Below are 25,223 nucleotides of genomic sequence, written 5' to 3'. Positions count from 1 at the left end.
GCAGGGCCTAGAAGCGGGCCTGCGCGCCGATGGCGACGCCGGCAACTTCAACACCGGCCCGTGGAGCGCGTTGCGCGACACGCTCGCGCATTTGTCGCGCAACCGGGCCGCGCAGGGCGAAACGGCCGACGTGACCAGCGGCTTCATCCTGGCACTGAAACGGCCGATCTTCGACGTGCTGCAGCGCCAGACCGGCGGCGTGGACGGCCAGATCGACGTGATCTGGACCACCTCGGCCATCGTCGACCGCATGGCCCAGTGGACCGTTTCCACGTACCAGAAGACGCGCGAGGAGATCATCGTGCGCCAACAGCACGAACTGATGGAACTGTCCACGCCCGTCATCAAGCTGTGGGACGGCGTGCTGGCCGTGCCCGTGATCGGCACGCTGGACAGCAGCCGCGCGCAGATGGTCATGGAATCGCTGCTCGAGCGGCTGGTGGAAACCGGCTCCGAACTGGTCATCATCGACATCACCGGCGTGCCCACCGTGGACACGCTGGTGGCGCAGCATCTGATGAAGACCGTGACCGCCATCCGCCTGATGGGCGCCGAAAGCATCATCAGCGGCATCCGGCCGCAGATTGCGCAGACCATCGTGCATCTGGGCATCGACCTGCAGGGCATCATCACCAAGTCGACACTGGCCGACGCACTGGCCGCGGCCATGCGCATGACGGGGCACACGGTGTCCCGCGGCGCCAACTGAACCTCGCGAGCCAGCCATGGAACGGATTCCAATCCTGCGGATGGGCAAGCATCTGCTTGTCACCATCCAGATCGACATGCAGGACCAGACCGCCCTGTTACTGCAGGAAGACCTGGCCACGATGGTCGAAAAAACGGGCGCGCATGGCGTGCTGATCGACGTCTCGGCGCTGGAAATGGTCGATTCCTTCATCGGCCGCATGCTGGTCAGCATCTCCGACATCAGCCGCATCCTGGGCGCCACGACCGTGGTGGTGGGTATCCGCCCCGCCGTGGCCATCACGCTGGTGGAGCTGGGCCTGTCCCTGGGCGGGGTGAAAACGGCGCTCAACGTGGAACGTGGCATGGCAATGCTCGACGCCGCGCGGGTGGTCTGACGTGACGACCGAACTGGCCCCGACGGGCAGCGCCCAGATCCGCGACGAGCGCGACATCGTGCAGGCACGCGCCGTGGTGCGCACACTGACGGCCCAGCTGAAGTTTTCGCTGGTGGAGCAGACTAAGATGATTACGGCGGCCAGCGAACTGGCGCGCAACACGATGGTGTACGGCGGCGGCGGCGAAATGCGCTGGGAAACGCTGAACGAAGGCATCCGGCGCGGGTTGCGCCTGCACTTCGAGGACCACGGGCCCGGCATTCCCGATGTCGATCAGGCGCTGGTCGACGGCTGGACCACCGGCAGCGGCCTGGGCATGGGCCTGTCGGGCACGCGCCGCCTGGTGAACGAGTTCGAGATCCGCACGCAAGTTGGCGAGGGAACCTGTGTCAGCGTCACTCGGTGGAAGTAAGAACCACGGGCCGCACCACGCGGTGCCGATGGGCGATCCCAGCCGCGTGGGCGAAGCCCGGCGCCACGCCGCCGAGATGTCTGCCCGGCTGGGGTTCGATGCCACCCAGTGCGGCCGCCTGGCGGTGGCCGTCAACGAACTGGGCAACAACCTTGTGCGCCACGCACACGGCGGGCGGCTGCTGCTGGCCGCGCGCGAGGTGGACGGCAGCCTGGCCATCGAACTGATGTCGATCGACGACGGCCCCGGCATGGCCAACCTGCAGGCCTGCATGCAGGACGGTTACTCCACGGCCGGCAGCGCCGGCCAGGGCCTGGGCGCCGTGAGCCGCCTGGCCGACGACTTCGACGTCCACACCCAGGTCGGCATCGGCAGCCTGATCCTGGCCCGCTTCTACCGCGACCGCGACGCGGCCGGCAAGCCGCGCCGCCTGATTGGCGGCTTCGCGGTGGGTGCGATCTGCCTGGCCGCGCCTGGCGAGCAGGTCAGCGGCGATGGCTGGGGCGTGGCCGTACACGATCATCGCGCCGACGCGGTGGTGGTGGATGGCCTGGGGCACGGCCCCGATGCCGCCGACGCGGCCACGGCGGCGTTGACGGTGTTCGACCCTAAGCACGGCGCCAGCCCCGGGCAGTACGTCGAACGCGCCCACGTGGCGCTGCGCGGCACCCGTGGCGCTGCCATCGGGGCCTATCGCATCGATGGCGGCAGCCAGCGTATCCGCTTTGCCGGCGCGGGCAACATCCTGGGCCGCGTGATTTCCGGCATCGGCGACCGCACGCTGGTCAGCCAGAACGGCACGGCGGGCATCCAGATGCGCTCGGTGCAGGAGCAGGAGATGGACTGGCCCGCGCATGCGCTGGTGATCCTGCATTCGGACGGCATCCAGTCGCGCTGGCAGTTCGACGATGCCACCGTGCTGCAGCGCGACCCGGCCATCGTGGCCGCCTTTGTCCTCTGGAAATTCAGCCGTGGACGCGACGACGCCACCGTGGTGGTGATACGCCGTGCGGAGATTTGAGATGACTGCCCAGGACGCGATCCCGGACAACGCCATGCCCGACCAACCCAAGCCATCCACCCCACCCGCTCCGCCCGACACCGTGGCCGCGCTGCGCGCCGCGCTCGACGCCCGCACGCAGGAAGTGGAAGCGCTGCGCGCCGAAATCGAGGAAACCAACCGCGGCGTTTTGGCGCTTTACTCCGAACTGGACATTCAGGCCGAGCAGCTGCGCCACGCCACCGAGCTCAAGAGCCGCTTCCTGGCCTATATGAGCCACGAGTTCCGGACGCCGATCGTGTCCATCCAGAGCATCACGCGGCTGCTGATGGACCGCGTGGACGGCCCGCTCACGCCCGAGCAGGAAAGACAGGTCGGCTTCGTGCGCGACACCGCCGCCGAGTTTGCCGAGATGGTGGGCGACCTGCTGGACCTGGCCCGGCTGGAAGCCGGTCGTGTCGAGGTGTCGCCCGCCTGGTTCGACATGGTGGCGCTGTTCGACGCGCTGCGCGGCATGTTCAAGCCGGTGCTGACCAACCCCGACGTGTCGCTGATCTTCGAGGCGCCGCACGACGTGCCGAAGCTGTTCAGCGACAACCGCAAGCTGTCGCAGATCCTGCGCAACTACATCTCCAACGCGCTGAAGTTCACGCCCAGCGGCGAAGTGCGTGTGTCGGCCACCTGCGACACCCCGGACACGATCACGTTTTCCGTGCGCGACACCGGCATCGGCATCCCGCCCGAGTCGCACGGCGAGGTATTCCAGGACTTCGTGCAGATCGATTCGCCGCTGCAGCGGCGCTATCGGGGCTCGGGCCTGGGCCTGGCGCTGTCGAAGCGGCTGGCCGAACTGCTGGGCGGCCACGTGGGCTTCGAGAGCGACGTCGGCGTCGGGTCGCGCTTCTACGTGACACTGCCCACGACTTACCCCACGCCGGCCACCGCGCGGGCTTCCGAGCGCCCGGCCGGACCGGCAACTGCCTCCGGAGACGACCATGCCGGATGAAAACCGCAATGCACCCCAGTCCGGCGCTTCGGACCCGCTGGTGCTGGTGGTCGACGACAACCCGGTGACGCGCTACGCCACGGTACGCGTGCTGACCGCGGCGGGCTACCGCACGGCCGAGGCCGAAAGCGGACAGGAGGCCCTGCAGCTGGCCGACACCAGCGTGTCGGCCGTGGTGCTGGACGTCAACCTGCCCGATATCGATGGCTTCCAGGTCTGCCGCATCCTGCGCGGCCGACCCGAAACCGCCACCGTGCCCGTGGTGCATCTGTCAGCGACCTACGTGGCCGACTACGACAAGGTGCGCGGCCTCGATGCCGGGGCCAGCGCCTACCTGGTCCACCCGGCCGAGCCTGGCGTGCTTGTGGCTACCATTGCGTCGCTGCTGCGCGCCAGTGCGGCCGAGCGGTCGATGCGCGAGAGCGAGGCCCGCTTCCGCGCGATCTACCACCAGGCCATCGGCGGCATCTGCACGCTGGACCTGGCCGGGCGCTTTGTCGACGTGAATCCGGCCATGCTGACGCTGCTCAAGCGCACCGAGGGCGACCTGCTGGGCCAGCCCGTGGCCGCCTTCGCGCCGCCGGCGTACCGCGACCAGATCGTCGAAGCCACCGGCCACGGACGGGTGGACGGCTGGCAGGGCACGTTCCCGCTGGAGGATGCCAATGGCGAGACCATGCACCTGGAGTGGAGCATCTCGGCGGTGCTGGAAACAGGCGTCAAGGTGGCCGTGGTGTCGAACATCACCGACCACATCAACCTGGAGCGCCAGCGCGAGCAATTGATCGAGCGCGAGCAGGCCGCGCGTGCCGCCGTGGAGCGGCTGAACCGCATGAAGGACGACTTCATCGCCATCCTGTCGCACGAGCTGCGCAACCCGCTCAACGTGATCTCGGTGTGGACCCACGTGCTGGCCCGCCACATCGATTCCGAGGAAGGCCGGCGCGGGCTGGCCGCCGTGGAACGCAACGTGGCGATCCAGCGCCGGCTGGTGGCCGATCTGGTCGACGTGTCGATGCTCAACGTGGGCAAGATGAAGCTGGAACGCGAGCGCGCCAACGTGGCCGAGGTGGTACGCGGCGCGCTGGACACCATGCAGGCGCAGGCCGCCGAGCGGCAGGTCACGCTGGAACTGCACCTGGCACCGGCCACGGCGGAGTCTGCATGGCTCGACGCGGCCCGGTTCCAGCAGATCCTGTGGAACCTGGTGTCCAACGCGATCAAGTTCTCGCCGCAGGACGGCACGGTGCTGATCGACGTGTCGTCCGACACCGACTACCTGCGCGTGCGCGTGATCGACAACGGACGGGGCATTCCGGCCGAATTCGTGCCGCTGCTGTTCGACCGCTTTACCCAGAGCGAGGACACCAACCGCCGCAAGCACGGCGGCCTGGGCCTGGGGCTGGCCATCGTCAAGCATCTCTGCGAAATGCACGGCGGCACGGTGCAGGCGTTCAGCGCCGGCGTGGGCCTGGGCGCGACCTTCGAGGTGGTGATTCCGCTGGCCGATGTGGGCGCGCCGGAAGCGCCCCCAGCCAGCGAAGACGTGCCGGCGCTGCAGCAATCGGTGCCGCTGACGGCGCTGGACGTACTGGTGGTGGAGGATGACGCCGACGCGGCGGCCGCGCTGGCCGCGATCCTGACGGACTACGGCGCTCGGGTGCGCACGGCGCGCGATTGCGACGAGGCGCTGGACGAAGTGGCGCGTGTCACGCCGGACCTGCTGATCAGCGATATTGGCCTGCCCGGCCGCGACGGCAACGACCTGATCCGCGAGATCCGCGTACGCGAAGCCGTGGAGGCGCTACAGCGCGTGCCCGCCGTGGCCCTGACCGCGTTCACGCGCCAGCAGGACCGCCGCGCCGCCATGGAATCGGGCTTCGACGCGGTCTGCGGCAAACCGCTGCGGCTGCAGGAACTGATGGACGCCATCGAAACGGCGATTGTCCCGACGCAGTAGCCACAGGCCGCGCGTGGCAAGGGCAAGGGGATGGGCGTGGCGCGCTGCCGCGCCTCAGGCCACCGCGTGGTGTAGCGTTGCCGTACGCCGTTCGGCCACGCCGGGCTGGGCCGGCTGGGCCCTGAGCTGGTTGAGCTGCTGCGCCAACGCTTCGGTGGCGCCTTCCAGATTGTCCAGGACGACCTGGTCTTCGTGCGGGTCCAGCCCGCATTCCCTGAGCTGTGCGACGACAGCCTGCTGCTTGGCGACTCTGGTCTGCAGATAGTTGACGTACTGCTCCAGCATCTCCGCGTCGCGTAAGGCATTGCGTACCATCGCGATCTCCTGATCTGTTTTTGGCTCACATCATGGTGTGAACCATCCCCTCTGACGCGCCAAAGGTTACCGGAGTTGCGCCCGGCGTGTGTGTCCAGAAAGTCGCCTATACGGACATAATCAGTCACATGTTCGTTCCGCTAGATTGGCTACGCACCCGGACATATCCCGGTTGCGGGTGCTTCTGACGGCCGCGCCTTCCCTGGGCGCGGCGTTTTTTTTGCGCGCATGCGGGTTGCCATAAGGGCCGCCAGGCGTGTCGCCATACGTGTCGCCACGCTTGTCGCCCTACACGTCGCCATATCGTCGGCTGGCGCCTACCATGGCATCTTCGGCCCCGCCGCGCCAACCGAGCCCCCCGCCATGAGACAACTCACCTTTGCCGCATTCCTCAGCCTGGACGGCGTCATGCAGGCGCCGGGCGGCCCGGACGAAGACACCAGCGATGGCTTTGCCCACGGCGGCTGGATCGTGCCGTATGCCGATGGGTCCGGCGAAGTCATGGGCGGGGCGCTGGCGCAGCCGTTCGAGCTGGTGCTGGGCCGCCGCACCTACGACATCTTCGCGGGCTACTGGCCTCACGTGTCGCAAGGCGCGCCGCATCGCGGCATCGCCGACCAGTTCAACGGCACCGTCAAACACGTTGCCACCCACCACCCCACGACGCTGGCATGGCAGCACAGCCAGGCCCTGGGCACCGACGTCGTCACGGCGCTACGCGACCTCAAGCGTGCTGCCGGGCCCGATCTGCTGATCCTTGGCAGCAGCGACCTGATGCAGCAGCTACTGGCTACCGATCTGGTGGACACCCTGCGGCTGCTGGTCTATCCGGTCGTGCTCGGCCGGGGCAAGCGGCTGTTCGACGGCAACGCCCTGCCCTCGGCTTTCCGCCTGGCCGCGTCGACGACCTTGCCCACGGGTGTATTGGTCACTCGCTACGAGCGCGATGGCGCGGTGAAAACGGGCGCGTTCAATCCGGCCTGACATCTGGCCTGACACCTGGCCCGTCATCTGGCAGGGGCTCGCAGCCGGCCCGGCATGGGCGAGGGATCGGCTAGGGATCGACCCGTCACGTACCGAACCTTGCGCTGGGAAATGCGCGTCTGATCGCGCCCCGCCATCCCGGTAACCGTATCGGTGCATGCCCCCGCCCACCGTGCACCCCTGCGTGCATCCATGCCCCGGGATGCTCCCTGCCGCTGCGCCCTGACAGGCGGCCCGCAACGCACGCCCTGCCCCAAACCCCCACCTGACGCCGTTTTCCGGCACGCCGCCTATCCGGGTTTCCACTGGCATGGTTCGTGCTGGATTATTCTTCAAAAATATCCTTAATATATTTACAAGATATTTTCATGCGGCGTGCCGGTGCGTTCGACAGACCGCCAGCTACGCGGCGTCACCTTCCCAACCGAGGAGTTCTTCATGAGCAATCCGCGCTGGACCGGCATCTTCCCGGCCGTCACGACCAAATTCCACGCCGACGAGCGCATCGATGCCGAAGGCACCATCCGCCATATCGACTTCCAGATCCGCAACGGCATCCATGGGCTGGTCACGTGCGGATCGCTGGGCGAGGCCAGCACGCTGTCGCTGGAAGAAAAACTCGACGTGGCGCGCATTGCGCTGGAAGCCGCCGACGGCCGCATTCCCGTGCTGGCCAACGTGTCCGAGACCAGCACACGCGACGCGCTGCGCTATATCGACGGCGCCAACAAGCTGGGCGTGGCCGGTTTCATGGTCATGCCGTCGGTGATCTACGTGGCCGACGCCCGCGAGGCCATGCAGAACGTCCGCGCCATGGCCGAAGCGGCCCAGAAGCCGGTGATGGTCTACAACAACCCGGTGGCCTACCGGGTGGACCTCAAGCCCGAGCACATGGCCGAACTGGCCGACTGCAAGTGGATTGCCGCGGTCAAGGAAAGCACGGGCGACATCCGCCGCGTGACCGACCTGCGCAACGCCGTGGGCGACCGCTACCAGATCTTCATGGGCGTGGACGACCTGGCCTACGAAGGGCTGGCCGTCGGCTGCGACGGCCTGCTGGCCGGCGTGGGCTGCGCCTTCCCGCGCGAGACCGTGGCGCTGTTCGATCTCATGCGCGCAGGCAATTTTGCCGAGGCACTGAAGCTCTACCGCTGGATGACGCCGATGCTGCATCTCGACGTGTCGAACAAGCTCGTGCAGAACCTGAAGCTGATCGACGTCATCGTGGGCGTGGGCACCGAGCACATGCGCCGCCCGCGCCTGCCGCTGATCGGCGAGGAACGCGCCTTCGTCGAACGCGTGGTGCGTCAGGCGCTGGCCACGCGGCCCGCCCAGTACCAGTCGGTGGCCTGACGCAGCCTGGACCGACGCAGGCGATGCCAGCCCGGCGCCATGGCGCGCCGACTGGCATCCAACTTGCTCGATCCGGCCCGGCCGATATCCACGCACAGGAGCTTTACAGCCATGCCCGACTTCTCCTCGATCACGGCGGACACAGCGTCCGCCAGCCCACCCGTGGCGCGCCCGGTGCGCTGGGTGCTGCGCGCCTCCGACGCCGTGCTCGCCGTGGAGCGCCTGGCGCTTGGCGGGCTGATGACCCTGCTGGTGCTGCTGATCCTGCTGAACGTGGCGACGCGCTATGCCGGCCTGCCGCTCTACTGGGTGGACGAGGCCTCGGTCTACTCGGTGGTATGGCTGACCTTCGTCGGCGCCTCGGTCATGACGCGCCTGCGCCTGGATTTCGCGGTGGGGCTGCTGACCGAACAACTGCCGCAGAAGCTGGCCCGCGCCGCCAAGGTCATCGCCACGGGCGGCGTGCTGGTGTTCGGCCTGGCCATGATCGCCATGTGCTGGCTGTGGATGGACCCGGTCGGCATCGTCAATTTCAACTTCGACGCCAGGGAATACGCGGCCCAGTCGTTCAACTTCCTCTACACCGAGCACACGCAGACGCTGGAATGGCCGATGTGGGTGCTGCAGCTGATCATGCCGCTGTTCGCCTGCACGCTGAGCCTGCACGCGCTGGCCAACCTGCTCGAAGACCTGGACCTGGCGCCCCGCCGGGCGTACCCCGAGTTCCATGTCGGCACGGCCGAATCGGTGAACTGAGTCATGACCACCACCCTTTTCTTCTGCGCCGTGATGCTGGCGGGCGTGCCCATCGGCATCTGCCTGTGCCTGTCCGGCCTGGCCTTCATCTTCAGCACCGGCGACACCGTGCTGCTGCAGTCGTTTCCCACGCAGATGTTCGCCGGCGTGGACAGCTACGGCCTGATCGCCATCCCGCTGTTCATCCTGATTGGCGAGATCATGAACAGCGGCGGCATCACGCGCCGGCTGGTGGACCTGTCGATGGCGTTCGTCGGCTCGGTCAAGGGCGGGCTGGCCTACGTCAACATCCTGGCCAACATGCTGGTGTCGTCGATCATCGGCTCGGCCACCGCGCAGGTGGCCATCATGGCGCAGGTCATGGTGCCGGAGATGGAAAAACAGGGCTACGACAAGACCTTCGCGGCGGGCCTGACCGTCTACGGCGGCATGCTCGGGCCCATCATCCCGCCGTCGGTGATGTTCGTGGTCTACAGCGTGCTGGCCCAGGTGGCCGTGGGCGACATGCTGATCGCCGGCATCCTGCCCGGCGTGCTGCTGACGCTGCTGTTCTTCGTGATCATCGCCATCATGGGCCTGTTCTACAACTACCCGCGCAGCGCCCGCCAGACGCTGCGCGAGCGCGCGACGACCGTGCTGCAGGCCAGCCCGACGCTGCTGATCCCGATCGTGATCGTGGGCTCGATCCTGGCCGGCCTGGCCAATCCCACCGAGGCCGCCGCCGTGGGCGCGCTGGCCGCCGCGCTGGTCGGGCGCTACGTGACGAAGGAATTCGACATGCGCACGCTGCCGGCCATCCTGCTGCGCTCGGCCATCTACTCGGCCATCGTGCTGTTCCTGGTGGCCGCCGCCGCCGTGTTCTCGTGGCTGCTGATCTACGGGAAGATCCCGCAGATGGTGGCCACCTGGATCCAGACCGTGGCGCACAGCCCGATTGCCTTCCTGCTGCTGGCCAACGTCATCCTGCTGATCATCGGCACCGTCATCGACGGCATTCCGGGCCTGATCATGACCGTGCCGATCCTGCTGCCCGTGGCCACCGAGGTCTACCACATCGATCCGCGTCACTTTGGCGTGGTCATCGTGATCAACCTGGTGCTGGGGCTGATGTCGCCGCCGGTGGGGCTGAGCTTCTTCGTGGCGTCGGCCGTCACCGGGGCCAAGCCCGGCAAGATGTTCATGGTCACCCTGCCCTTCTTCCTGATCAGCTGCGTGGGACTGCTGCTGCTGTCGCTGTTCCCCAGTCTGTCCATCGGCCTGCTGAAGTAGCACATTCCCAATCGCTTACCGCTTACCGCTTACCGCTCATCGCCAACCCCCCGACCGTACAGGAGCCTGCCATGTCCCACTTCACCCGCCGCCGCTTTCTGAAGACCACCGCGCTGGCCACGGCCGCCGCGCCGCTGGTGATCACGTCCACCACGCGCGCCGCCACCACCAAGGAATTCCGCCTCGGCCTGATTACCCCGGCCGGCCATTCGTGGAACCGCGCCGCCGTGGCATTCGGCGAATCGCTGAAGAAGGAAACCGACGGCCGGCTCAGCGTCACGGTGTTTCACTCTGGCCAGCTTGGCAACGAATCGGCCATGATGCAGCAGCTGCAGTCGGGCGCGCTCGACATGGGCTGGATCCAGGCCGCCGAACTGGGGTCGCGCGTATCGAGCGTGGCCGCCATCAACGCCCCGTACCTGGTGCGCTCCACGGCCAGCGTGGCCAAGCTGGTGCGCACGCCGGCCGCGCTGAAGCTGCTCGAAGCCCTGCCGCGCGAAACCGGCACCATCGGCCTGGGCTGGGGCATCACCGGCATGCGCGTGGTGTTTGCCACCAAGGACATCGGCTCGCCCGACGACCTCAAGGGCATGAAGCTGCGGATCAACCCCACGCCGGTCTACCGCGACTTCTACTCGATGCTGGGTGCCGCGCCCACGCCCATCCCCACCCCGGCCGTGTTCGACGCCATGACCAACGGCCAGGTGGACGGGCTGGAAGCCGACATCGAACTGTCCTGGAACCAGCGCTACGACAAGATCTCGAAGGCGCTGCTGCCGATGAACGCGCTGTTCATGCCGTTCGCGCCACTGGTGTCGGGCCGCATCTGGGCCGGGCTCGATGCCAAGGACCGCGACCTGGTGCGCCAACTGGTGAACCAGGCGCTGACCGCGCAGATCCACGACATCGTGACCACCGAGGCCGGCCTGGTGGACAAGCTCAGGCAGTCGTCGGTGGCGTTCAAGAGCGCGTCCAGCTACGACCCGCAGCCGGTCATCAAGAAGTTCGACGAACTCTGGGTGGCCAAGGCCCCGGCCATCCCCGAACTGCGCAAGATCGGCGCCACGCTCTGACGCACCGCCCGCCTGCGGCATAATGACGGCCACCGCCAGCCCTGCCGGCTGGCGGGCCCCGCTTGCTTCCACGAGATGCCTAACGTTTCCAGTTCCCAGGGTTCGACCACGACCGCACACGCGCCGGAAACCGGCAAGCGGCGCGCCGCCGATATCGCCTACGACCGCATCGAGACCATGATCTCGAAGCTGGAGATCGCGCCTGGCAGCCCCGTGGTGGAGGCCGAACTGGCCGAAATGACCGAACTGGGCCGCACGCCGGTGCGCGAGGCGCTGATGCGCATGGTGTCGATGGGCCTGATCGTGCAGCAGCCGCGTCGCGGCCTGATGGTGTCGACCATCGACGTGATGGACCACCTGGACGTGATTGCCACCCGCCGCGTGCTGGAACGGCTGATCGCCGCCAGCGCCGCGCGGCGCGCCACCGACCCCCAGCGCAAGGCGCTGCTGGCCAGCGCGCAGAAGATGGTCAAGGCCGCCCAGCGCGGCAATCTGGACGAGTACATGGCCGCCGACCAGGCGCTGGACCACGTCAACCATGCCGCCTGCCGCAACCGCTCGGCCGTGAAGGCCGTGATCCCACTGATCGTGCAGTGCCGCCGCTTCTGGTATGCCTACCAGCACGAAGGCGAGATCGCCGAGGGCGCCCAGGCGCACCACGCGATGGCCAGCGCCATCGCCAGCGGCAACGAGGCCGAAGCCGCGCGCGGCGCCGACCTGCTGATGGACTACCTGGAACGGTTCGCGCGGCGGGTGATCGACGCCTGATCGTCGATCGTCCCCCCGGCAACCGCCCTCAGACCACGCCTTCGCGCTTCAGGCCGTCGATATCGTCGGCGGTCAGCCCCAGCGCGCCGTAGACCTCCGCATTGTGTTCGCCCACGTCCGGCCCGCTGCGCGCCGGGGCCGGCGCATGCCCGGAAAACCGTGGCACCACGCACGGCGCCGGGATCGAGCCCAGATCCGGGTCGGGCAGCCGCACGATGGCCTGGCGGGCCTGGAAGTGCGGATCGTCGACGATATCGGCAATCGAGAAAATCTTGCTGAACGGAACCTCGTGCGCGGCCAGCGCCTGCGCCACATCCGCGTAGGCATGCGCCGCGAACCAGTCCTTGATGGCGGTGTCCAGGGCGTCCAGATGCGTCACGCGCGACGGATTGGTGGCAAAGCGCGCGTCGTCGGCCATGGCCGGCTGGTCGATGGCCTGGCACAGCCGCCGGAAGATCGGTCCCGACGAGGCCACCAGCGACACCCACTGGCCGTCCGCCGTCGCGTACATGTTCGACGGCGCCGTGTAGGTGGCCCGGTTGCCGGCGCGCTCGCGCACCTGGCCCAGTTGCTCGTATTCGACCGCCAGCGGCTCCAGCACGCGGAACAGCGCCTCGGTGGCGGCCAGGTCGATCTCCTGGCCCGGCATCGTCTCGTTGCCCGGACGCCGGCGCTCGGCCACGGCGCTGGCAATGGCAAACGCGCCAAACAGGCCGGCCACCATGTCGCCCATCGGATAGTTCATGTGCAGCGGCGCGCCGCCGGGTTCGCCGGTCAGGTTCGTGACCCCGCTCATGGCCTCGAAGATCCGCGCAAACCCGGCGCGCTGGGCGTAGGGGCCGGTCTGGCCGAAGCCGGTCAGGCGCAGCACCGTCAGCCGGGGATTGGCCCGATGCAGCGTGGCCAGGTCCAGGCCCCAGCGGTCGAGCGTGCCGGTGCGGAAGTTCTCGACGAGCACGTCGAATTCGGGCAGCAGTTTCAGGAACAGTTCACGGCCGGCCGGCTTGCGCACATCGAGCGTGATGCCGCGCTTGCCCCGGTTCGTGACCTTCCAGTACAGCGCCAGGTCGCCCTTGACCGGTGCCAGGCCGCGCAGCGGGTCGCTGCCGTCGGGCAGTTCGAGCTTGACCACCTCGGCGCCCATGTCGGCGCACAGCGTGCTGGAAAACGGCCCAGCCAGCACCGTGGCCATGTCGAGAATGCGGAGGCCGGCCAGCGGGCCCCGGCCTGCGTCTGTGGAAGCGTGCGTCGATGCGTGCGTAGATGTGTGCGTGGATGCGTGCGTCATGGTCAATCCAGCGTCGTCCCGGTGGATTTCACCAGCGCCGCCCACCAGGCGGTATCGGTCTTGATCTGCTGGGCGAACTGTTCCGGCGAATTGCCCACCGGCTCGGCGCCCTGCTCGATCAGCCGCTTGCGATCTCGGGCCGCGCCAGCACCTTGACCATGGCCTGGTTCAGGCGATCGATGATCGGGCGCGGCGTATGGGCCGGCACCATCAGCCCCTTCCACGCCGTCACCACGTAACCCTTGAGCCCCGCTTCCTCGGCGGTGGGCACGTCGGGCGCACCCGACGCGCGCTTTTCGCTGGTCACCGCCAGCGCCCGCAGCTTGCCCGACTGCACGTGCGGCCAGATGGCCGGCATGTTGTCGATCATCAGCGTGATGTGGCCGGCGATCAGGTCAGCCACGGCCGGGCCGCTGCCCTTGTAGGGCACGTGCTGCATCTTCAGGCCGGCGGTCTGGTTCAGCAGTTCGCCCGCCAGCTGCGCCGGGCTGCCGTTGCCGGGCGAGCCGAAGGTGATCTGGTTCGGATGCGCCTTTGCGTAGGCGACGAACTCCTTGACGTTCTTGACCGGCAGCGACGCGTTGACCGCCATCATGTTGTGGTCGCGGGCGATCATCGTCACGGCCGCCAGGTCGCGCGCGGGCTCGTAGCTCATCTTCGCGTACAGGCTCGGGTTGATGGCGATCTGTCCGGCGGCGGACATCAGCAGCGTGTAGCCGTCCGGCGCGGCCTTGGCCACGATATCGCCGCCGATATTGCCGCCCGCGCCAGGACGGTTGTCGACGATCACGGTCTGGCCCAGTTCCTCGCGCAGCGGCTCGGAAATCAGCCGCGCCACGATGTCGGTGGAGCCGCCCGGCGCAAACGGCACCACCAGGCGGATGACCTTGCTGGGATATTTGGCGTCGGCCTCGGCCGCGTGGGCCGGCATCACCGGCATCAGGGCCATGCCGCACGCCAGGCCGGCGGCAATCAGGATGGGCTTGAACATGTTGTCTCCGTCTTTGTCATGGTGGGCCGCTCTGTGGCTGGCCGCCTTGTGGTGACTGGCCGCTCAGCGGCTGCCGGCCTGCGCGAAGGTGCGTTTGGCAATATTGAGCTGGTGGATCTGGCTGGTGCCTTCGTACAGCCGGAACAGGCGCACATCGCGGTAGAAGCGCTCGATGCCGTAGTCGGCGATGTAGCCGTAGCCGCCGAACAGCTGCACGCAGCGGTCCGCCACGCGACCGCACATCTCGGACGCAAAATACTTGCAGATCGACGCTTCCATCGTCACATCCTGCCCGTCGTCGCGCTTGCGGGCGGTATCCAGGATCAGCGCGCGGGCCGCGTGGATCTCGGTCTGGCAGTCGGCAATCATGGCCTGCACCAGCTGGAAGTCGGCCAGCAACTGCCCGAACTGCTTGCGCTCGGTGACAAACCGCACGGCGTCGTCGAGCATGCGGATGGCCGGCCCGGTACACAGCGCGGCCAGGTGGATGCGCTGCTTGTTCAGCACCTTCATCGCCGTCTTGAAGCCCTGACCTTCCTCGCCGCCGACCAGGTTGGCGGCCGGCACGCGGCAATCGTTGAAATGGACTTCGGACACCGGCGATCCGGCCTGGCCCATCTTCTGGTACGGCTGCCCGGTGGTCAGCCCGGGCGTGCCGCGCGGCACGATGAACGCCGAGATGCCGCCCGCGCCGGCCTTGTCCGGATCGGTGCGCGCCATGACCGTGAACAGCCCGGCAATGGGCGCATTGGTGATGAAGCACTTGGTGCCGTTCAGGATGTAGTGGTCGCCGTCGCGCACCGCCGTGGTCTTGAGCGCCGTGGCGTCGGAGCCTGCATCGGGCTCGGTCAGCGCAAAGGACCCGGTCAGCTCACCGCTGGCCAGCAGCGGCAGGTAGCGCGCCTTCTGTTCGGGCGTGCCGTCGGCCACCAGCGCCTCGGAGCCGATGCCGGTATTGGTGCCCACGCGGGCGCGGAACGCCACCGAACACTGCGACAGTTCCATCGCGGCCAGCACCAGTTCCTCGGTGGTCATGCCGGCGCCGCCGTACTCCTCCGGAATCGAATAGCCGAACATGCCCTGCGCGGCCATGGCGTTGACCAGGTCTTCGGGTACCAGGTCGCGCGCGGCCACCTCGGCTTCGCGCGGCACCAGCCGCTCGCGCACGAAGCGGCGCAGCGACTGCAGGAATGGCTGGAATACGTCCGGATCACGAATCATCGTCTCGCTCCATCGATCTTCTGTCTTGTGATGGACCCCAGCGTACGCCCGGCTTCGATATGCCGGCACTATTGTTTCGCTATCTTGAACGTCTGAGGGTACCGGGCCATACTGGCTTCGGTAGGATGACAACCGATGCCCGCGCCCAAATCCCCCCTCCACCATCCCGATCCGGCCTTCGCCACCACGCTGGCGCACGGCCTGGCGCTGCTGCAGTGCTTCCGGGTGGGCGAGACAGTGCTCAGCAACAAGGAACTGGCCGAGCGCACGGGGTTGTCCAAGGCCACCATCAGCCGGCTGACCTACACCCTTGCCGCGCGCGGCCTGTTGCTCTACGACGACCGGCTGCGCCGCTACCGGCTGGGGTCGACGGCGCTCTCGCTCGGGTATCCGCTGCTGGCCAGCCTGCGCGTGCGCCAGGTGGCCCGGCCGTTGATGAAGGCGCTGGCCGACCGCATGGGCGGGTCCGTGTCGCTGGGCCTGCGCGACCGCCTGCGCATGGTCTATGTCGAAACCAGCCGTGGCCACGACGCCATCGCTTTCCGGCCCGATATCGGCGCGTCGCTGCCGATGCTGGCTTCGGCCATCGGGCGCGCCTGGCTGGCCCAGGCCCCCGCCGACCTGCGTGCCACCGTGCTGGCCGGCCTGCGCGAGACCGAGCCCGATGACTGGCGGCGCCATGCGGACGCCGTTGCGGCGGCCGTCGACGATCTGGCAGCGCTCGGCTTTACGCGCTCGGCCGGCGACTGGCTGCCCGACGTCCACGCCGTGGCCGTGCCCATGCGGCAGCCCATCGACGGCGAAACGCTGGTGTTCAACTGCGGCGTGCCCGCCACGCGCATGACGCCGGGCAGGCTGGAACGCGAGATGGGGCCGCGCCTGCTGGAACTGGTGGCCGACGTGGAGGCGCTATTGGCATGACACGTGACATCCCTGGCGACGCCCAGAGCGCCGACACCTCTGCCCGCAGCGCACAGACCGCCCAAAGCACCCAGAGCGCCCACCCCCCGCCGCGTCCAGCCGCAAGCGACGACGGCGCCGATCGCCAGTTCGCCCGCACGCTGGCCAACGGCATCGACATCCTGCTGGCCTACCGGCCCGGCGAGGCGCTGCTGGGCAACCGCGATTTCGTGCAGCGCACCGGGCTGTCGAAGTCCACGGTGGCCCGGCTCACGCACACCCTGGCCGTGCTGGGCTACCTGCGCCATGAGGCGGCGCTGGGCAAATACCGCCTGGGCGCGCCGGTGCTGGCGCCGGGCTACCCGCTGCTGGCCAGCATGCAGATCCGCCAGGTGGCGCGGCCGCTGATGAAGGCGCTGGCCGACGACATCGGCGGCGCCGTGTCGCTGGGCATCCGCGACCGCACCCAGATGATCTACGTGGAAACCGCGCGCTCGACCGACAACCTGGTGATGCCGCCCGACATCGGCGCGGCGCTGCCGATGCTGACCACCGCCATCGGCAAGGCATGGCTGTGCCGGGTACCGGCCGAACTGCGCGATCCGGTGCTGAACCGCCTGCGGCTGGCGTCGCCCGATGCCTGGCGCCGCGCCGAACCGGCACTGGCGCAGGCGCGGCAGGACCTGGAAGCGCTCGGCTATTGCTCGAACCGGGCCGAATGGCGGCACGACGTGTTCGGCTTCGCCGTTCCGCTATGCAGGCCGGTGGACTCGCAATGGTTCGTCGTCAACGGCGGCGTGCCGGCGCGGCCGGGCACGTTCGAGGCCGTGCAGAAGCGCGTCGGGCCACGCCTGGTCGCCCTGGCCCGCACGCTCGAAGACCTGCTCGGATTGCGCTGAGCGCGGCCAGGCCACCCCACGGCCAGCAGACCGGCGCGCCTGTCTTGTCCGGATTGCATCCATCCCCAGACGTGTTGGAAATATGACAAAGGCCGTGGCTGGACCACGGCTTTCCCTTGACGGTTCAACGGCTCACTGGGCATCATTCGCCCCTTGATACCGTAATGCGAGTTGTTCGCATTACGGTTTACGTTTTCATTTACGAGCCAAAAACCGCATCATGACGTCCTGCCCGTCGCCGGCATTCCGCCGCCAGTCCGCCCCCTCGCGCATCCGACCTCTCGCCGCCTTCGCCCGCGTGGCTGTCCTGGCGGGCTTTCCGCTCTGCGGAACCGCCCTGGCCCAGACGGCGCCTTCAGGCCAGGCCCTGCCGTCGGTCACGGTGAGCGCCGCGCAGGACATCGAAGTCGGCCCCCAACTGCAGAAAAAGGCCTCCGGCGGCGCGCTGGGCAGCCGTTCGCAACTGGACACGCCGTTTTCCACCACGGTTGTCAGCGGCGAAGACCTGGCCGACCGCCAGGTGACCAAGGTGGGCGACGTGTTCTTCAATGACGCCTCGGTCTCGGACAACAGCAACGGCAACAACGCATGGGCGTCGTACACGACCGTGCGCGGCCTGCAACTGGACTGGCGCAACGCGTACAAGATCAACGGCATGCCGTTCATCGCCTACGGCATTACGCTGCCCTACGAACAGCTTGAACAGGTGGAACTGCTCAAGGGCGCGTCCGGCTTCATGTACGGCTTTGGCAACCCCGGCGGCACGGTCAACTACGTGACGAAGAAGCCGACCGACCAGTTCACGGCCAGCGTGGAACTGGGCTACCGGTCGTCGCACGTATGGACCGAGCACGTGGACCTGGGCGGTCGCGCCGGTCCGGACAACATGTTCGGCTATCGCCTGAACGTGACGCACGAAGAAGGCAAGCCGGCCAATGCCGTGGGCATCAACCGGAACTCGGTGTCGCTGGGCCTGGATGCCCGTATCACGCGCGACCTGACCTGGACCTTCGACAGCATTTACCAGGACCGCAACACCTGGGGCGCCACGCCGTCGTTCTATCTCGGCGGCCTGACCGGCCAGATGCCCAGCGTGATCAGCGGCCGTGGTGGCCTGTACGCCGGCCCGGACACGCATTTCTATTCCAATCTCCAGGTCTACCAGACCGGCCTGCGCTACAACCTGAACCAGGACTGGACGGTCAGCACGACCTACAGCTTCAGCAAGCAGGCACGCAGCCGTAACGAAAGCACGTTCTTCCTGGCGGATGCCGCCGGCAACTACAGCAGCTCGCGCTACGACGGCGCCGAGAACCAGCAGTTCAGCAACTGGACGACGATGGTCGAGGGCAAGTTCAGCACCGGCCCGTTCCGCCACGAACTGGTGGCCGGCCTGAGCTGGCAGAAGCAGATCGACCGCTATTCCAGCAACTTCTTCAATGATCCGTCACTCGCCTCCGGCAACCTGTTTGGTCCGTACACGGGCGTGCACTACAGCGACACGGTCTTCCAGAAGTACCGCGCCGGCGATACCACCCAGAAGGCCGCGTTCGTCAGCGACACGATGCACCTGACCGACAAGTGGTCGGTGCTGGGCGGTCTGCGCGTGACCAACTACGACCAGAACACCTATACCGGCACCGGCTCGGGTGACACGAACTTCAGCAAGAACGGCCTGCTGACGCCCACGGCGGCGATCATGTTCAAGCCGATGCCGAGCACGACGCTGTACGCCAGCTATGTCGAATCGTTCGACGGTGGCGGCGTGGTGGCAACCAACTACCTGAACGCCGGCCAGGGCCTGACGCCGGCCAAGAGCCGCCAGTACGAAGTGGGTGCCAAGACCGACCAGGGCGTCTGGACGGGTACGGCGGCGCTGTTCCGCATCGAGCGCCGCAGCGAATTTGCGCGCGACAACGGCCCGGGCGTGCTGCCGACCTTCGTCCAGGACGGCAAGTCGGTCTACCAGGGCCTGGAACTGGCCGGCTCGTCGCGAATCGGCTCGCAGTGGGAAGTGGGCGGCAGCACGATGTTCCTGCACCCTGAGTACACCGAGGGCGATACCAATATCGGCAAGCGCGTGGCGGGCGCCCCGAACTTCATGCTGACCGGCCGCGTGGCGTACCGCGTGCCGTTCGTGCCCGGCCTGAAGGTGGGCGTGGATGGCAAGTACACCGGCCCGATGAAGGCCGACGCCGCCAACAGCCTGAACCTGGGTGGCTACACGGTGTTCAACCTCGGCGCCACGTACAACACGCGTGTGTCCGGCAAGGAACTGACGCTGCGTGCGGCGCTGACCAACCTGACCAACAAGCGCTACTGGGCCTTCCAGTACGAAAACTACGCCCAGCCGGCCGACCCGCGCGCCATCAGCCTGAGCGCGAAGATCGCGTACTGACCGCCGAAGCACCCAGGGCCGGCTCCCCTCTGCTGCTGGCGGGAGAGGGGTTGGGGGAGAGGACGCAGCGGTCCAAATCGCCACTTGTCGCATCTTGACAGGCAGGCTCTCTCCCCCGCCCCTCTCCCGCACGCGGCGGAGGCGAGAAAACCAGGGCTCCTTGCTACAATCCCGGTTTTTCCTTCCCGCCGAGCCCCCGCCATGACCACCCTTGGAACTCCCCTCTCCCCGTCCGCCACCAAAGTCATGCTGCTGGGCTCCGGCGAGCTTGGCAAGGAAGTGCTGATCGCGCTGCAGCGGCTGGGCGTGGAGACCATCGCCGTGGACCGCTACGAGAACGCGCCTGGCCAGCAGGTGGCGCACCACGCGCGCACCATCACGATGAGCGATGGCGACCAGCTCAAGGCGCTGATCGAAGCCGAGCGCCCCGACCTGGTGGTGCCCGAGATCGAAGCCATCGCCACCCCGATGCTCGAAGCCCTGGAAGCGGCCGGCGTGGTTCGCGTGATCCCGACCGCCCGCGCCGCGCGCCTGACGATGGACCGCGAGGGCATCCGCCGCCTGGCCGCCGAAACGCTGGGCCTGCCCACCAGCCCGTACAAGTTCTGCGATTCGCTGGAAGAACTGCAGGCTGCCATCGACGGCGGCATCGGCTACCCGTGCGTGGTCAAGCCGGTCATGAGCAGCTCGGGCAAGGGCCAGAGCAAGATCGACGGCCCCGAAGGCGTCAAGGCGGCGTGGGACTACGCCATGGCCGGTGGCCGCGTCAGCCACGGCCGCATCATCGTGGAAGGCTTTATCGATTTCGACTACGAGATCACGCTGCTGACCGTGCGCGCCGTGGGCGCCAATGGCCAGGTGGAAACGCAATTCTGCGAGCCGATCGGCCACGTACAGGTGGCGGGCGACTACGTGGAAAGCTGGCAGCCGCACCCGATGCACCCGAAGGCGCTGGAAACGGCCCAGCACATCGCCCGCGCGGTGACGGCCGACCTGGGTGGCCAGGGCCTGTTCGGCGTGGAACTGTTCGTCAAGGGCGACCAGGTCTGGTTCAGCGAAGTCAGCCCGCGTCCGCACGACACCGGCATGGTGACGATGATCTCGCAGTACCAGAACGAATTCGAGCTGCACGCCCGGGCCATCCTGGGCCTGCCGGTTGACACCAGCCTGCGCGCGCCCGGCGCCAGCGCCGTGATCTACGGTGGGGTCGACGCCGAAGGCATCGTGTTCGACGGCGTGGACGAGGCGCTGCGCGTGCCGCAAACCGAACTGCGCCTGTTCGGCAAGCCCGAGTCGTTCACCAAGCGCCGCATGGGCGTGGCGCTGGCCTACGCCGGCGATATCGATACCGCCCGCAATCGCGCCAAGGAAGCCGCCAGCAAGGTCAAGCCGCGCAAGGCTTGACGTATTGCGCCCCTCTCCCGCCCAGCGGGAATGGGGCGCAACGTTTCACATCACCCGGCCTGCCCGATCCGTCTGCGCCGCCATCGGCTCGCGCGCGCCCGGGTCGGACGCCGCCACGGCCAGCGCCGCATGCGCGCCGCGCGGCGAATCGTGCAGGCCGCTCAGGTCGGCCCCCGACGGCGCCTGGTACAGGCGCAACCCAAGCTCCGGCAGGATCGCAAACAGGTGGTCGAAGATGTCGCCCTGGATGCGCTCGTAATCCATCCAGCCCGTACGCGTGCTGAAGCAGTAAACCTCGATCGGGATACCCTGCGAATCGGGCTCCATCATGCGCAGGTTCAGCAGCAGGTCGTGGTGGATATCGGGATGCGCGCGCAGGAACGCGATGCCGTAGGCGCGGAACGTGCCCAGGTTGGTCAGCCGGCGGCGGTTCACCGGATCGTTGTCCTGGCCCTGCAGCGCCCGGTTGGTCTGCTCGACCTCCTGCTGCTTGACCTCCAGGTAGTCGTGCAGCAGCCGGAAACGCATCAGCGCCTTGACTTCGGCATCGTCCAGAAAGCGCACCGACGAGGCGTCGATCCGCAGCGTGCGCTTGATGCGCCGCGCGCCGGACTCGAACATGTGCCGGTAGTTGCGGTAGCTCTCCGAGAACAGCTTGTAGGTCGGCACCGTGGTCACGGTGTTGTCCCAGTTCTTGACCTTCACCGTGTGGAGCGCGATGTCCATGACGAAACCGTCGGCGTTGGACTGCGGCATCTCGATCCAGTCGCCGATGCGCAGCATGTCGTTCGACGTCAGCTGCGTGCTGGCCACCAGCGACAGCAGCGTGTCCTTGAACACCAGCAGCAGCACCGCCGACAGCGCACCGATACCGGACAGCATCCACAGTGGCGAGCGGTCGATCAGGATCGACAGCACCAGCACGCCGCACACCAGCCACAGTGCCAGCTGGGCAATCTGCACATAGCCCTTGATCGACCGCGTCTGCGCGCGGCGGCTGTTGGCGAAGACGGTCTGCCAGGCGCCCAGCACGCCGGACAGCATCAGGAATACGCTCACCCACGTGCCGGCATGCGCCAACCGCTCGATCAGGGTCGAGAACTTGCCCAGGTCCGGCACCTGGCTGATCCCCACGGTGATCACGGCCAGGAACACCGCGTAGCCAAGCCGGCGGTAGGTGCGATGGCGCATCAGCGCGGCCGCCCATTCGCGGTTGCCCGACAGGCTCAGCACGCGGTACACCACACGGCCCACCACACGGGCCACCAGCCACTGCGCAATGGCGGCAATCACCATCAGCGCCAGCACATAAAGCGAGATCTGCGCCCACGGATGGGCGGGAATGCGTTGCTGGAACAGGTCCAGCAGGGCGTCAAATGTCATCAAGGCAATGCAAGGCAATCGGTTCGGAACAGGCGACAAGTCTACTAGCCATGCGCCCCAACGCCACACTTTGCATGCCTGACCATGCAAATTCAGACTTCTCTCAGGCCGGCACCAGCTTCAGGCCGCCGATGCCGACAAAAATCAGCGCGATCAGCGCCAACCGCGCCGGCGATGCGCTTTCGCCCAGGAACACGATGCCCACCAGTGTCACGCCGATGGCCCCGATGCCGGTCCAGACGGCGTAGGCGGTGCCCACGGGCAGGTGCCGCAGCGCCGCGCTGAGCAGGTAGATGCTGGCCAGCGCGGCGCCAATGCCCAGCAGCGTCGGCCCCGGTCGCGTCCAGCCATCGGTGTATTTCAGGGCCAGCGCCATCACGATCTCGATCAGTCCCGCCACAACCAGCAGCGTCCATGCCATGGTGTTCTCCTTTGTCCGCCGAAGGGGCGTTCCCCGGCCGGCGCATCCGGCAACCCGGGTTGCCCTTCCTGGAGCCACACTGTAGGCTCTGCAGATCGGCATAATCATTCGCACAAATCGCGGAAAGGCAATGCAAAAATGCAGGAGGCAGATTGGGATGACCTGCGCGTCTTCCTGGCTGTGAGCCGGCACGGGTCGCTGGCAGCGGCGGCGCGGGCGCTGCGGGTCAATCATTCGACCGTGCTGCGGCGGCTGAACAAGCTGGAGGAAGACCTTGGCACGCGGCTGTTCTCGCGCGATCTGGGCGGCTATGTGATGACGCCGGCCGGTGAGACGCTGGCCGGCCAGCTCGATGGCGTGGGCGAACAGATCGACGCCGCCCAGCGTGGGCTGGCCGGACGCGACACCGAACTGAGCGGCCCGCTGCGCGTGACCACCACCGATACGCTGGCCTATGGCCTGCTGATGCCGATCCTGGCCGATTTCCGAGCCCGGCATCCCCGTATCGAGCTGCAGGTGGTGATCCACAACAACTTCCTGAGCCTGACCCGCCGCGAGGCCGACGTGGCCGTGCGCCCCGCTTCGGCGCCGCCCGAACACCTGCTTGGCCGGCACGTGGGACGGCTGCAGACGGCGCCCTATGCGTCGCGCGATTATCTGGATCGAATGGAAGCGCCCGCCCAGGCGCACTGGCCCGGCCACTGGTGGGTAGTGCCGGACGACAGCCTCGCGCATCTTGCGCAGGCCCGCTGGGCGCTGGCCCATGTGCCCGCCGACCGCTGCGCCGTGCGCGCGGACAGCCTCGTGGCCATGGCGCAGGCCGTGCGGCTTGGCATGGGCGCCGGCATGCTGCTTTGCATGCTGGGCGATGCCGATGGGTCGCTGACGCGGCTGGCCGAGCCCGACCCCGCGCTCGACACCCCGCTATGGCTGCTGACCCATCCGGACCTGCGCCACAGCGCACGAGTGCGCGCGTTCAACGACTTCGTTACCGACGCGCTGCGGCAGTCGCAGTGGGTGCTGCAGGACTGAGCCCCCTCCGCGCGCCGCCGCGCCCCGTGCCCTACGTTGCGCGCCGTACTTCGCGCGCCCTACTTCGCTCTTCGCACCCCTACTTCGCGTGCGGCGCGTACATCGCCATGAGCTGGTCGTCGCTGAAGCCCCACTGGCGGGCGTCCTCGAACGCGATCACGGTGTCGTCGCCCTGGGTCAGGTCCAGCACCTCGGGCGGCAACGGCTTGGCATCGGTCACCGAGTAGAACACCATCACGCGCGGCCGCAACGGCTCGCCGTCGTTCTGGCCACAGACCACCGCCAGCCGGCCCGAGCGCAGCCGCAGCACGGTGCCCAGCGGGTAGATGCCGATGGTGCGCGTAAATGCCTTGAACACGCGGCGGTCGAACAGCGTGTCCACGCGCACCGCGATGTACTCCATGGCGCGCGCCGGCGACCACGCCAGATGGTTCGGGCGCGGCGAGGTCAGCGAATCGTAGGTGTCGCAGATGGCCGCGATCTTGGCGTGGACGCTGATCTCGTGCTCCAGCAGCCCGAACGGGTAGCCGCGCCCGTCCACCCGTTCATGGTGGTGCACGCAGACATCGAGCGGAATGTTGGTATAGAGCCGCGCCTCGTTCAGGATCCGGTAGCCGGCCGACGGATGGCGACGCATCTGCTCTTCTTCCGACGGCGACAGGTCGCCGCCCTTCATCAGCAGAGACTCGGGCAGCGTCAGCTTGCCGATATCGTGCACCAGCCCCGCCAGCCCGAGTTCGCGCACCTCGCCATCGGGCAGCTTGAGGTTGCGGCCCACGGCGATCATCAGCGCGCAGACCGAGAACGAATGCAGGTACGTGTAGTCGTCCTTGACCTTGAGCCGGGCCATGGCCAGCAACGCCTGGGAATGGCGCGACAGCGATGTCGACGCCGAATCCACCAGCAGCAGCGCGCCGGTGGTTTCTAGCGCGCGGCCCATGCGAACGTCGTTGAACAGGTTGCCGACCAGCGCGCGGCCGGTCTTGATCAGTTCGCGCGCACGCTCCAGCTCGTCCTCGAAACTCGACTCGGGATCGTCGCTGGCGTCGTCGGCCTCCATCATCTCCGGCGTCGCCGGTGTTGGCAGGTTCCGGCCCTTGAGGATGTCGATCCAGACGTCCTGCACACTGGCGGACTGGATCTGCTCTACCTGCTCGTCGCTGGTGACCAGAAAGCGCGATCGCCAGAACGGGTGGTTGATCCACGGTCCGCCCAGCCTTGCCACGAACATGCCAATCTGCAGCTGTTCCGCCTTGATTCTTCTCAGCATGCACTCGCCCCTATAAATGGCGTACGAAGCCCGTG

At 67.6% G+C, this 25,223-nt stretch carries 23 protein-coding genes and 2 pseudogenes; 17 read left to right on the top strand and 8 right to left on the bottom strand.

Annotated elements, in window-relative coordinates:
• Positions 1–19 precede the first annotated feature (19 nt).
• The 6 genes and pseudogenes from CYJ10_RS25995 to CYJ10_RS25970 all read left to right on the top strand — a co-directional run.
• A pseudogene (locus CYJ10_RS25995) lies at positions 20–709 on the top strand (STAS domain-containing protein); the annotation flags it as partial.
• Between the two features lie 16 nt (positions 710–725).
• Positions 726–1,085, top strand: coding sequence for an STAS domain-containing protein (locus CYJ10_RS25990; protein ID WP_101684328.1), 360 nt, complete (start codon positions 726–728; stop codon positions 1,083–1,085).
• Position 1,086: 1 nt separating this feature from the next.
• A complete protein-coding gene (locus tag CYJ10_RS25985) occupies positions 1,087–1,497 on the top strand; it encodes an anti-sigma regulatory factor (RefSeq protein WP_101684327.1) in 411 nt (136 codons plus the stop codon).
• A gap of 28 nt (positions 1,498–1,525) precedes the next feature.
• Complete coding sequence (locus CYJ10_RS25980) at positions 1,526–2,518, top strand: ATP-binding SpoIIE family protein phosphatase (protein WP_101684326.1); 993 nt, start codon at positions 1,526–1,528, stop codon at positions 2,516–2,518.
• Between the two features lie 34 nt (positions 2,519–2,552).
• The gene (locus CYJ10_RS25975) at positions 2,553–3,503 is read left to right on the top strand and encodes a sensor histidine kinase (RefSeq protein WP_101684415.1); all 951 of its coding nucleotides are present in this window, start codon (positions 2,553–2,555) and stop codon (positions 3,501–3,503) included.
• Entirely contained in the window at positions 3,493–5,463 is a 1,971-nt protein-coding gene (locus CYJ10_RS25970) for a hybrid sensor histidine kinase/response regulator (RefSeq protein WP_101684325.1), read from the top strand. Before CYJ10_RS25975 ends, CYJ10_RS25970 begins: the two co-directional genes overlap by 11 nt.
• A 54-nt stretch (positions 5,464–5,517) precedes the next feature.
• On the opposite strand, the gene CYJ10_RS25965 is transcribed toward CYJ10_RS25970, so the two are convergent.
• Positions 5,518–5,778 carry a hypothetical protein gene (locus CYJ10_RS25965; protein WP_101684324.1) on the bottom strand — a complete coding sequence of 87 codons (261 nt, stop codon included), beginning with the start codon at positions 5,776–5,778 and terminating at the stop codon, positions 5,518–5,520.
• 363 nt (positions 5,779–6,141) lie between these two features.
• Here CYJ10_RS25965 and CYJ10_RS25960 point away from each other — a divergent pair, with 363 nt between their 5' ends.
• Positions 6,142–6,762 (top strand): dihydrofolate reductase family protein, encoded by a 621-nt coding sequence (locus CYJ10_RS25960; RefSeq protein ID WP_101684323.1) that lies wholly within the window; start codon positions 6,142–6,144, stop codon positions 6,760–6,762.
• Between the two features lie 438 nt (positions 6,763–7,200).
• A complete protein-coding gene (locus CYJ10_RS25955) occupies positions 7,201–8,115 on the top strand; it encodes a dihydrodipicolinate synthase family protein (RefSeq protein WP_101684322.1) in 915 nt (304 codons plus the stop codon).
• Here the strand turns inward: CYJ10_RS25955 and CYJ10_RS34275 are convergent.
• Positions 8,070–8,228 (bottom strand): hypothetical protein, encoded by a 159-nt coding sequence (locus tag CYJ10_RS34275; protein WP_180863062.1) that lies wholly within the window; start codon positions 8,226–8,228, stop codon positions 8,070–8,072. The genes CYJ10_RS25955 and CYJ10_RS34275 overlap by 46 nt on opposite strands.
• Here CYJ10_RS34275 and CYJ10_RS25950 point away from each other — a divergent pair.
• From CYJ10_RS25950 to CYJ10_RS25935, 4 genes are all read left to right on the top strand, one after another.
• Positions 8,227–8,871: a TRAP transporter small permease gene (locus CYJ10_RS25950; protein ID WP_101684321.1), complete on the top strand. Its 645-nt coding sequence runs from the start codon at positions 8,227–8,229 to the stop codon at positions 8,869–8,871. The two genes, CYJ10_RS34275 and CYJ10_RS25950, sit on opposite strands and share 2 nt — an antisense overlap.
• A gap of 3 nt (positions 8,872–8,874) precedes the next feature.
• Complete coding sequence (locus CYJ10_RS25945) at positions 8,875–10,140, top strand: TRAP transporter large permease (protein ID WP_101684320.1); 1,266 nt, start codon at positions 8,875–8,877, stop codon at positions 10,138–10,140.
• A gap of 71 nt (positions 10,141–10,211) precedes the next feature.
• Entirely contained in the window at positions 10,212–11,213 is a 1,002-nt protein-coding gene (locus tag CYJ10_RS25940) for a TRAP transporter substrate-binding protein (RefSeq protein WP_101684319.1), read from the top strand.
• Between the two features lie 75 nt (positions 11,214–11,288).
• Positions 11,289–11,981 (top strand): GntR family transcriptional regulator, encoded by a 693-nt coding sequence (locus CYJ10_RS25935; protein WP_101684318.1) that lies wholly within the window; start codon positions 11,289–11,291, stop codon positions 11,979–11,981.
• Positions 11,982–12,009: 28 nt separating this feature from the next.
• On the opposite strand, the gene CYJ10_RS25930 is transcribed toward CYJ10_RS25935, so the two are convergent.
• The 3 genes and pseudogenes from CYJ10_RS25930 to CYJ10_RS25920 all read right to left on the bottom strand — a co-directional run bounded on the left by CYJ10_RS25930 (position 12,010) and on the right by CYJ10_RS25920 (position 15,481).
• A complete protein-coding gene (locus CYJ10_RS25930) occupies positions 12,010–13,269 on the bottom strand; it encodes a CaiB/BaiF CoA transferase family protein (protein WP_101684317.1) in 1,260 nt (419 codons plus the stop codon).
• Positions 13,270–13,271: 2 nt separating this feature from the next.
• Positions 13,272–14,260: pseudogene (locus CYJ10_RS25925) on the bottom strand (Bug family tripartite tricarboxylate transporter substrate binding protein).
• A gap of 63 nt (positions 14,261–14,323) precedes the next feature.
• Complete coding sequence (locus tag CYJ10_RS25920) at positions 14,324–15,481, bottom strand: acyl-CoA dehydrogenase family protein (RefSeq protein ID WP_101684316.1); 1,158 nt, start codon at positions 15,479–15,481, stop codon at positions 14,324–14,326.
• A 135-nt stretch (positions 15,482–15,616) separates the two neighbouring features.
• On the opposite strand from CYJ10_RS25920, the gene CYJ10_RS25915 reads away from it, so the two are divergent.
• The 4 genes from CYJ10_RS25915 to purT all read left to right on the top strand — a co-directional run bounded on the left by CYJ10_RS25915 (position 15,617) and on the right by purT (position 21,082).
• Positions 15,617–16,402 carry an IclR family transcriptional regulator gene (locus CYJ10_RS25915; protein WP_101684315.1) on the top strand — a complete coding sequence of 262 codons (786 nt, stop codon included), beginning with the start codon at positions 15,617–15,619 and terminating at the stop codon, positions 16,400–16,402.
• Positions 16,399–17,280, top strand: a complete 882-nt coding sequence (locus CYJ10_RS25910) for an IclR family transcriptional regulator (protein ID WP_101684314.1) — start codon at positions 16,399–16,401, stop codon at positions 17,278–17,280. Before CYJ10_RS25915 ends, CYJ10_RS25910 begins: the two co-directional genes overlap by 4 nt.
• A 220-nt stretch (positions 17,281–17,500) precedes the next feature.
• Positions 17,501–19,678, top strand: a complete 2,178-nt coding sequence (locus CYJ10_RS25905) for a TonB-dependent siderophore receptor (RefSeq protein WP_101684313.1) — start codon at positions 17,501–17,503, stop codon at positions 19,676–19,678.
• Between the two features lie 201 nt (positions 19,679–19,879).
• Positions 19,880–21,082 carry a formate-dependent phosphoribosylglycinamide formyltransferase gene (gene purT, locus CYJ10_RS25900; protein ID WP_101684312.1) on the top strand — a complete coding sequence of 401 codons (1,203 nt, stop codon included), beginning with the start codon at positions 19,880–19,882 and terminating at the stop codon, positions 21,080–21,082.
• A 45-nt stretch (positions 21,083–21,127) separates the two neighbouring features.
• Here the strand turns inward: purT and CYJ10_RS25895 are convergent, their stop codons facing one another.
• Both CYJ10_RS25895 and CYJ10_RS25890 read right to left on the bottom strand, forming a co-directional pair.
• On the bottom strand, positions 21,128–22,465 hold the full coding sequence (locus CYJ10_RS25895) for a mechanosensitive ion channel family protein (RefSeq protein WP_101684311.1): 1,338 nt from the start codon (positions 22,463–22,465) through the stop codon (positions 21,128–21,130).
• Positions 22,466–22,568: 103 nt separating this feature from the next.
• The gene (locus tag CYJ10_RS25890; protein WP_101684310.1) at positions 22,569–22,886 is read right to left on the bottom strand and encodes a DMT family transporter; all 318 of its coding nucleotides are present in this window, start codon (positions 22,884–22,886) and stop codon (positions 22,569–22,571) included.
• 138 nt (positions 22,887–23,024) lie between these two features.
• On the opposite strand from CYJ10_RS25890, the gene CYJ10_RS25885 reads away from it, so the two are divergent.
• Entirely contained in the window at positions 23,025–23,918 is an 894-nt protein-coding gene (locus tag CYJ10_RS25885; protein ID WP_101684309.1) for a LysR family transcriptional regulator, read from the top strand.
• 79 nt (positions 23,919–23,997) lie between these two features.
• Here the strand turns inward: CYJ10_RS25885 and CYJ10_RS25880 are convergent, their stop codons facing one another.
• Entirely contained in the window at positions 23,998–25,188 is a 1,191-nt protein-coding gene (locus tag CYJ10_RS25880) for an HD-GYP domain-containing protein (RefSeq protein ID WP_101684308.1), read from the bottom strand.
• Between the last annotated feature and the right edge of the window lie 35 nt (positions 25,189–25,223).

The organism is Cupriavidus pauculus (assembly GCF_002858765.1).
In the GTDB taxonomy this organism is placed as follows: Bacteria; Pseudomonadota; Gammaproteobacteria; order Burkholderiales; family Burkholderiaceae; genus Cupriavidus; species Cupriavidus pauculus_B.
This window is presented reverse-complemented; position numbering and strand designations above follow the sequence as displayed.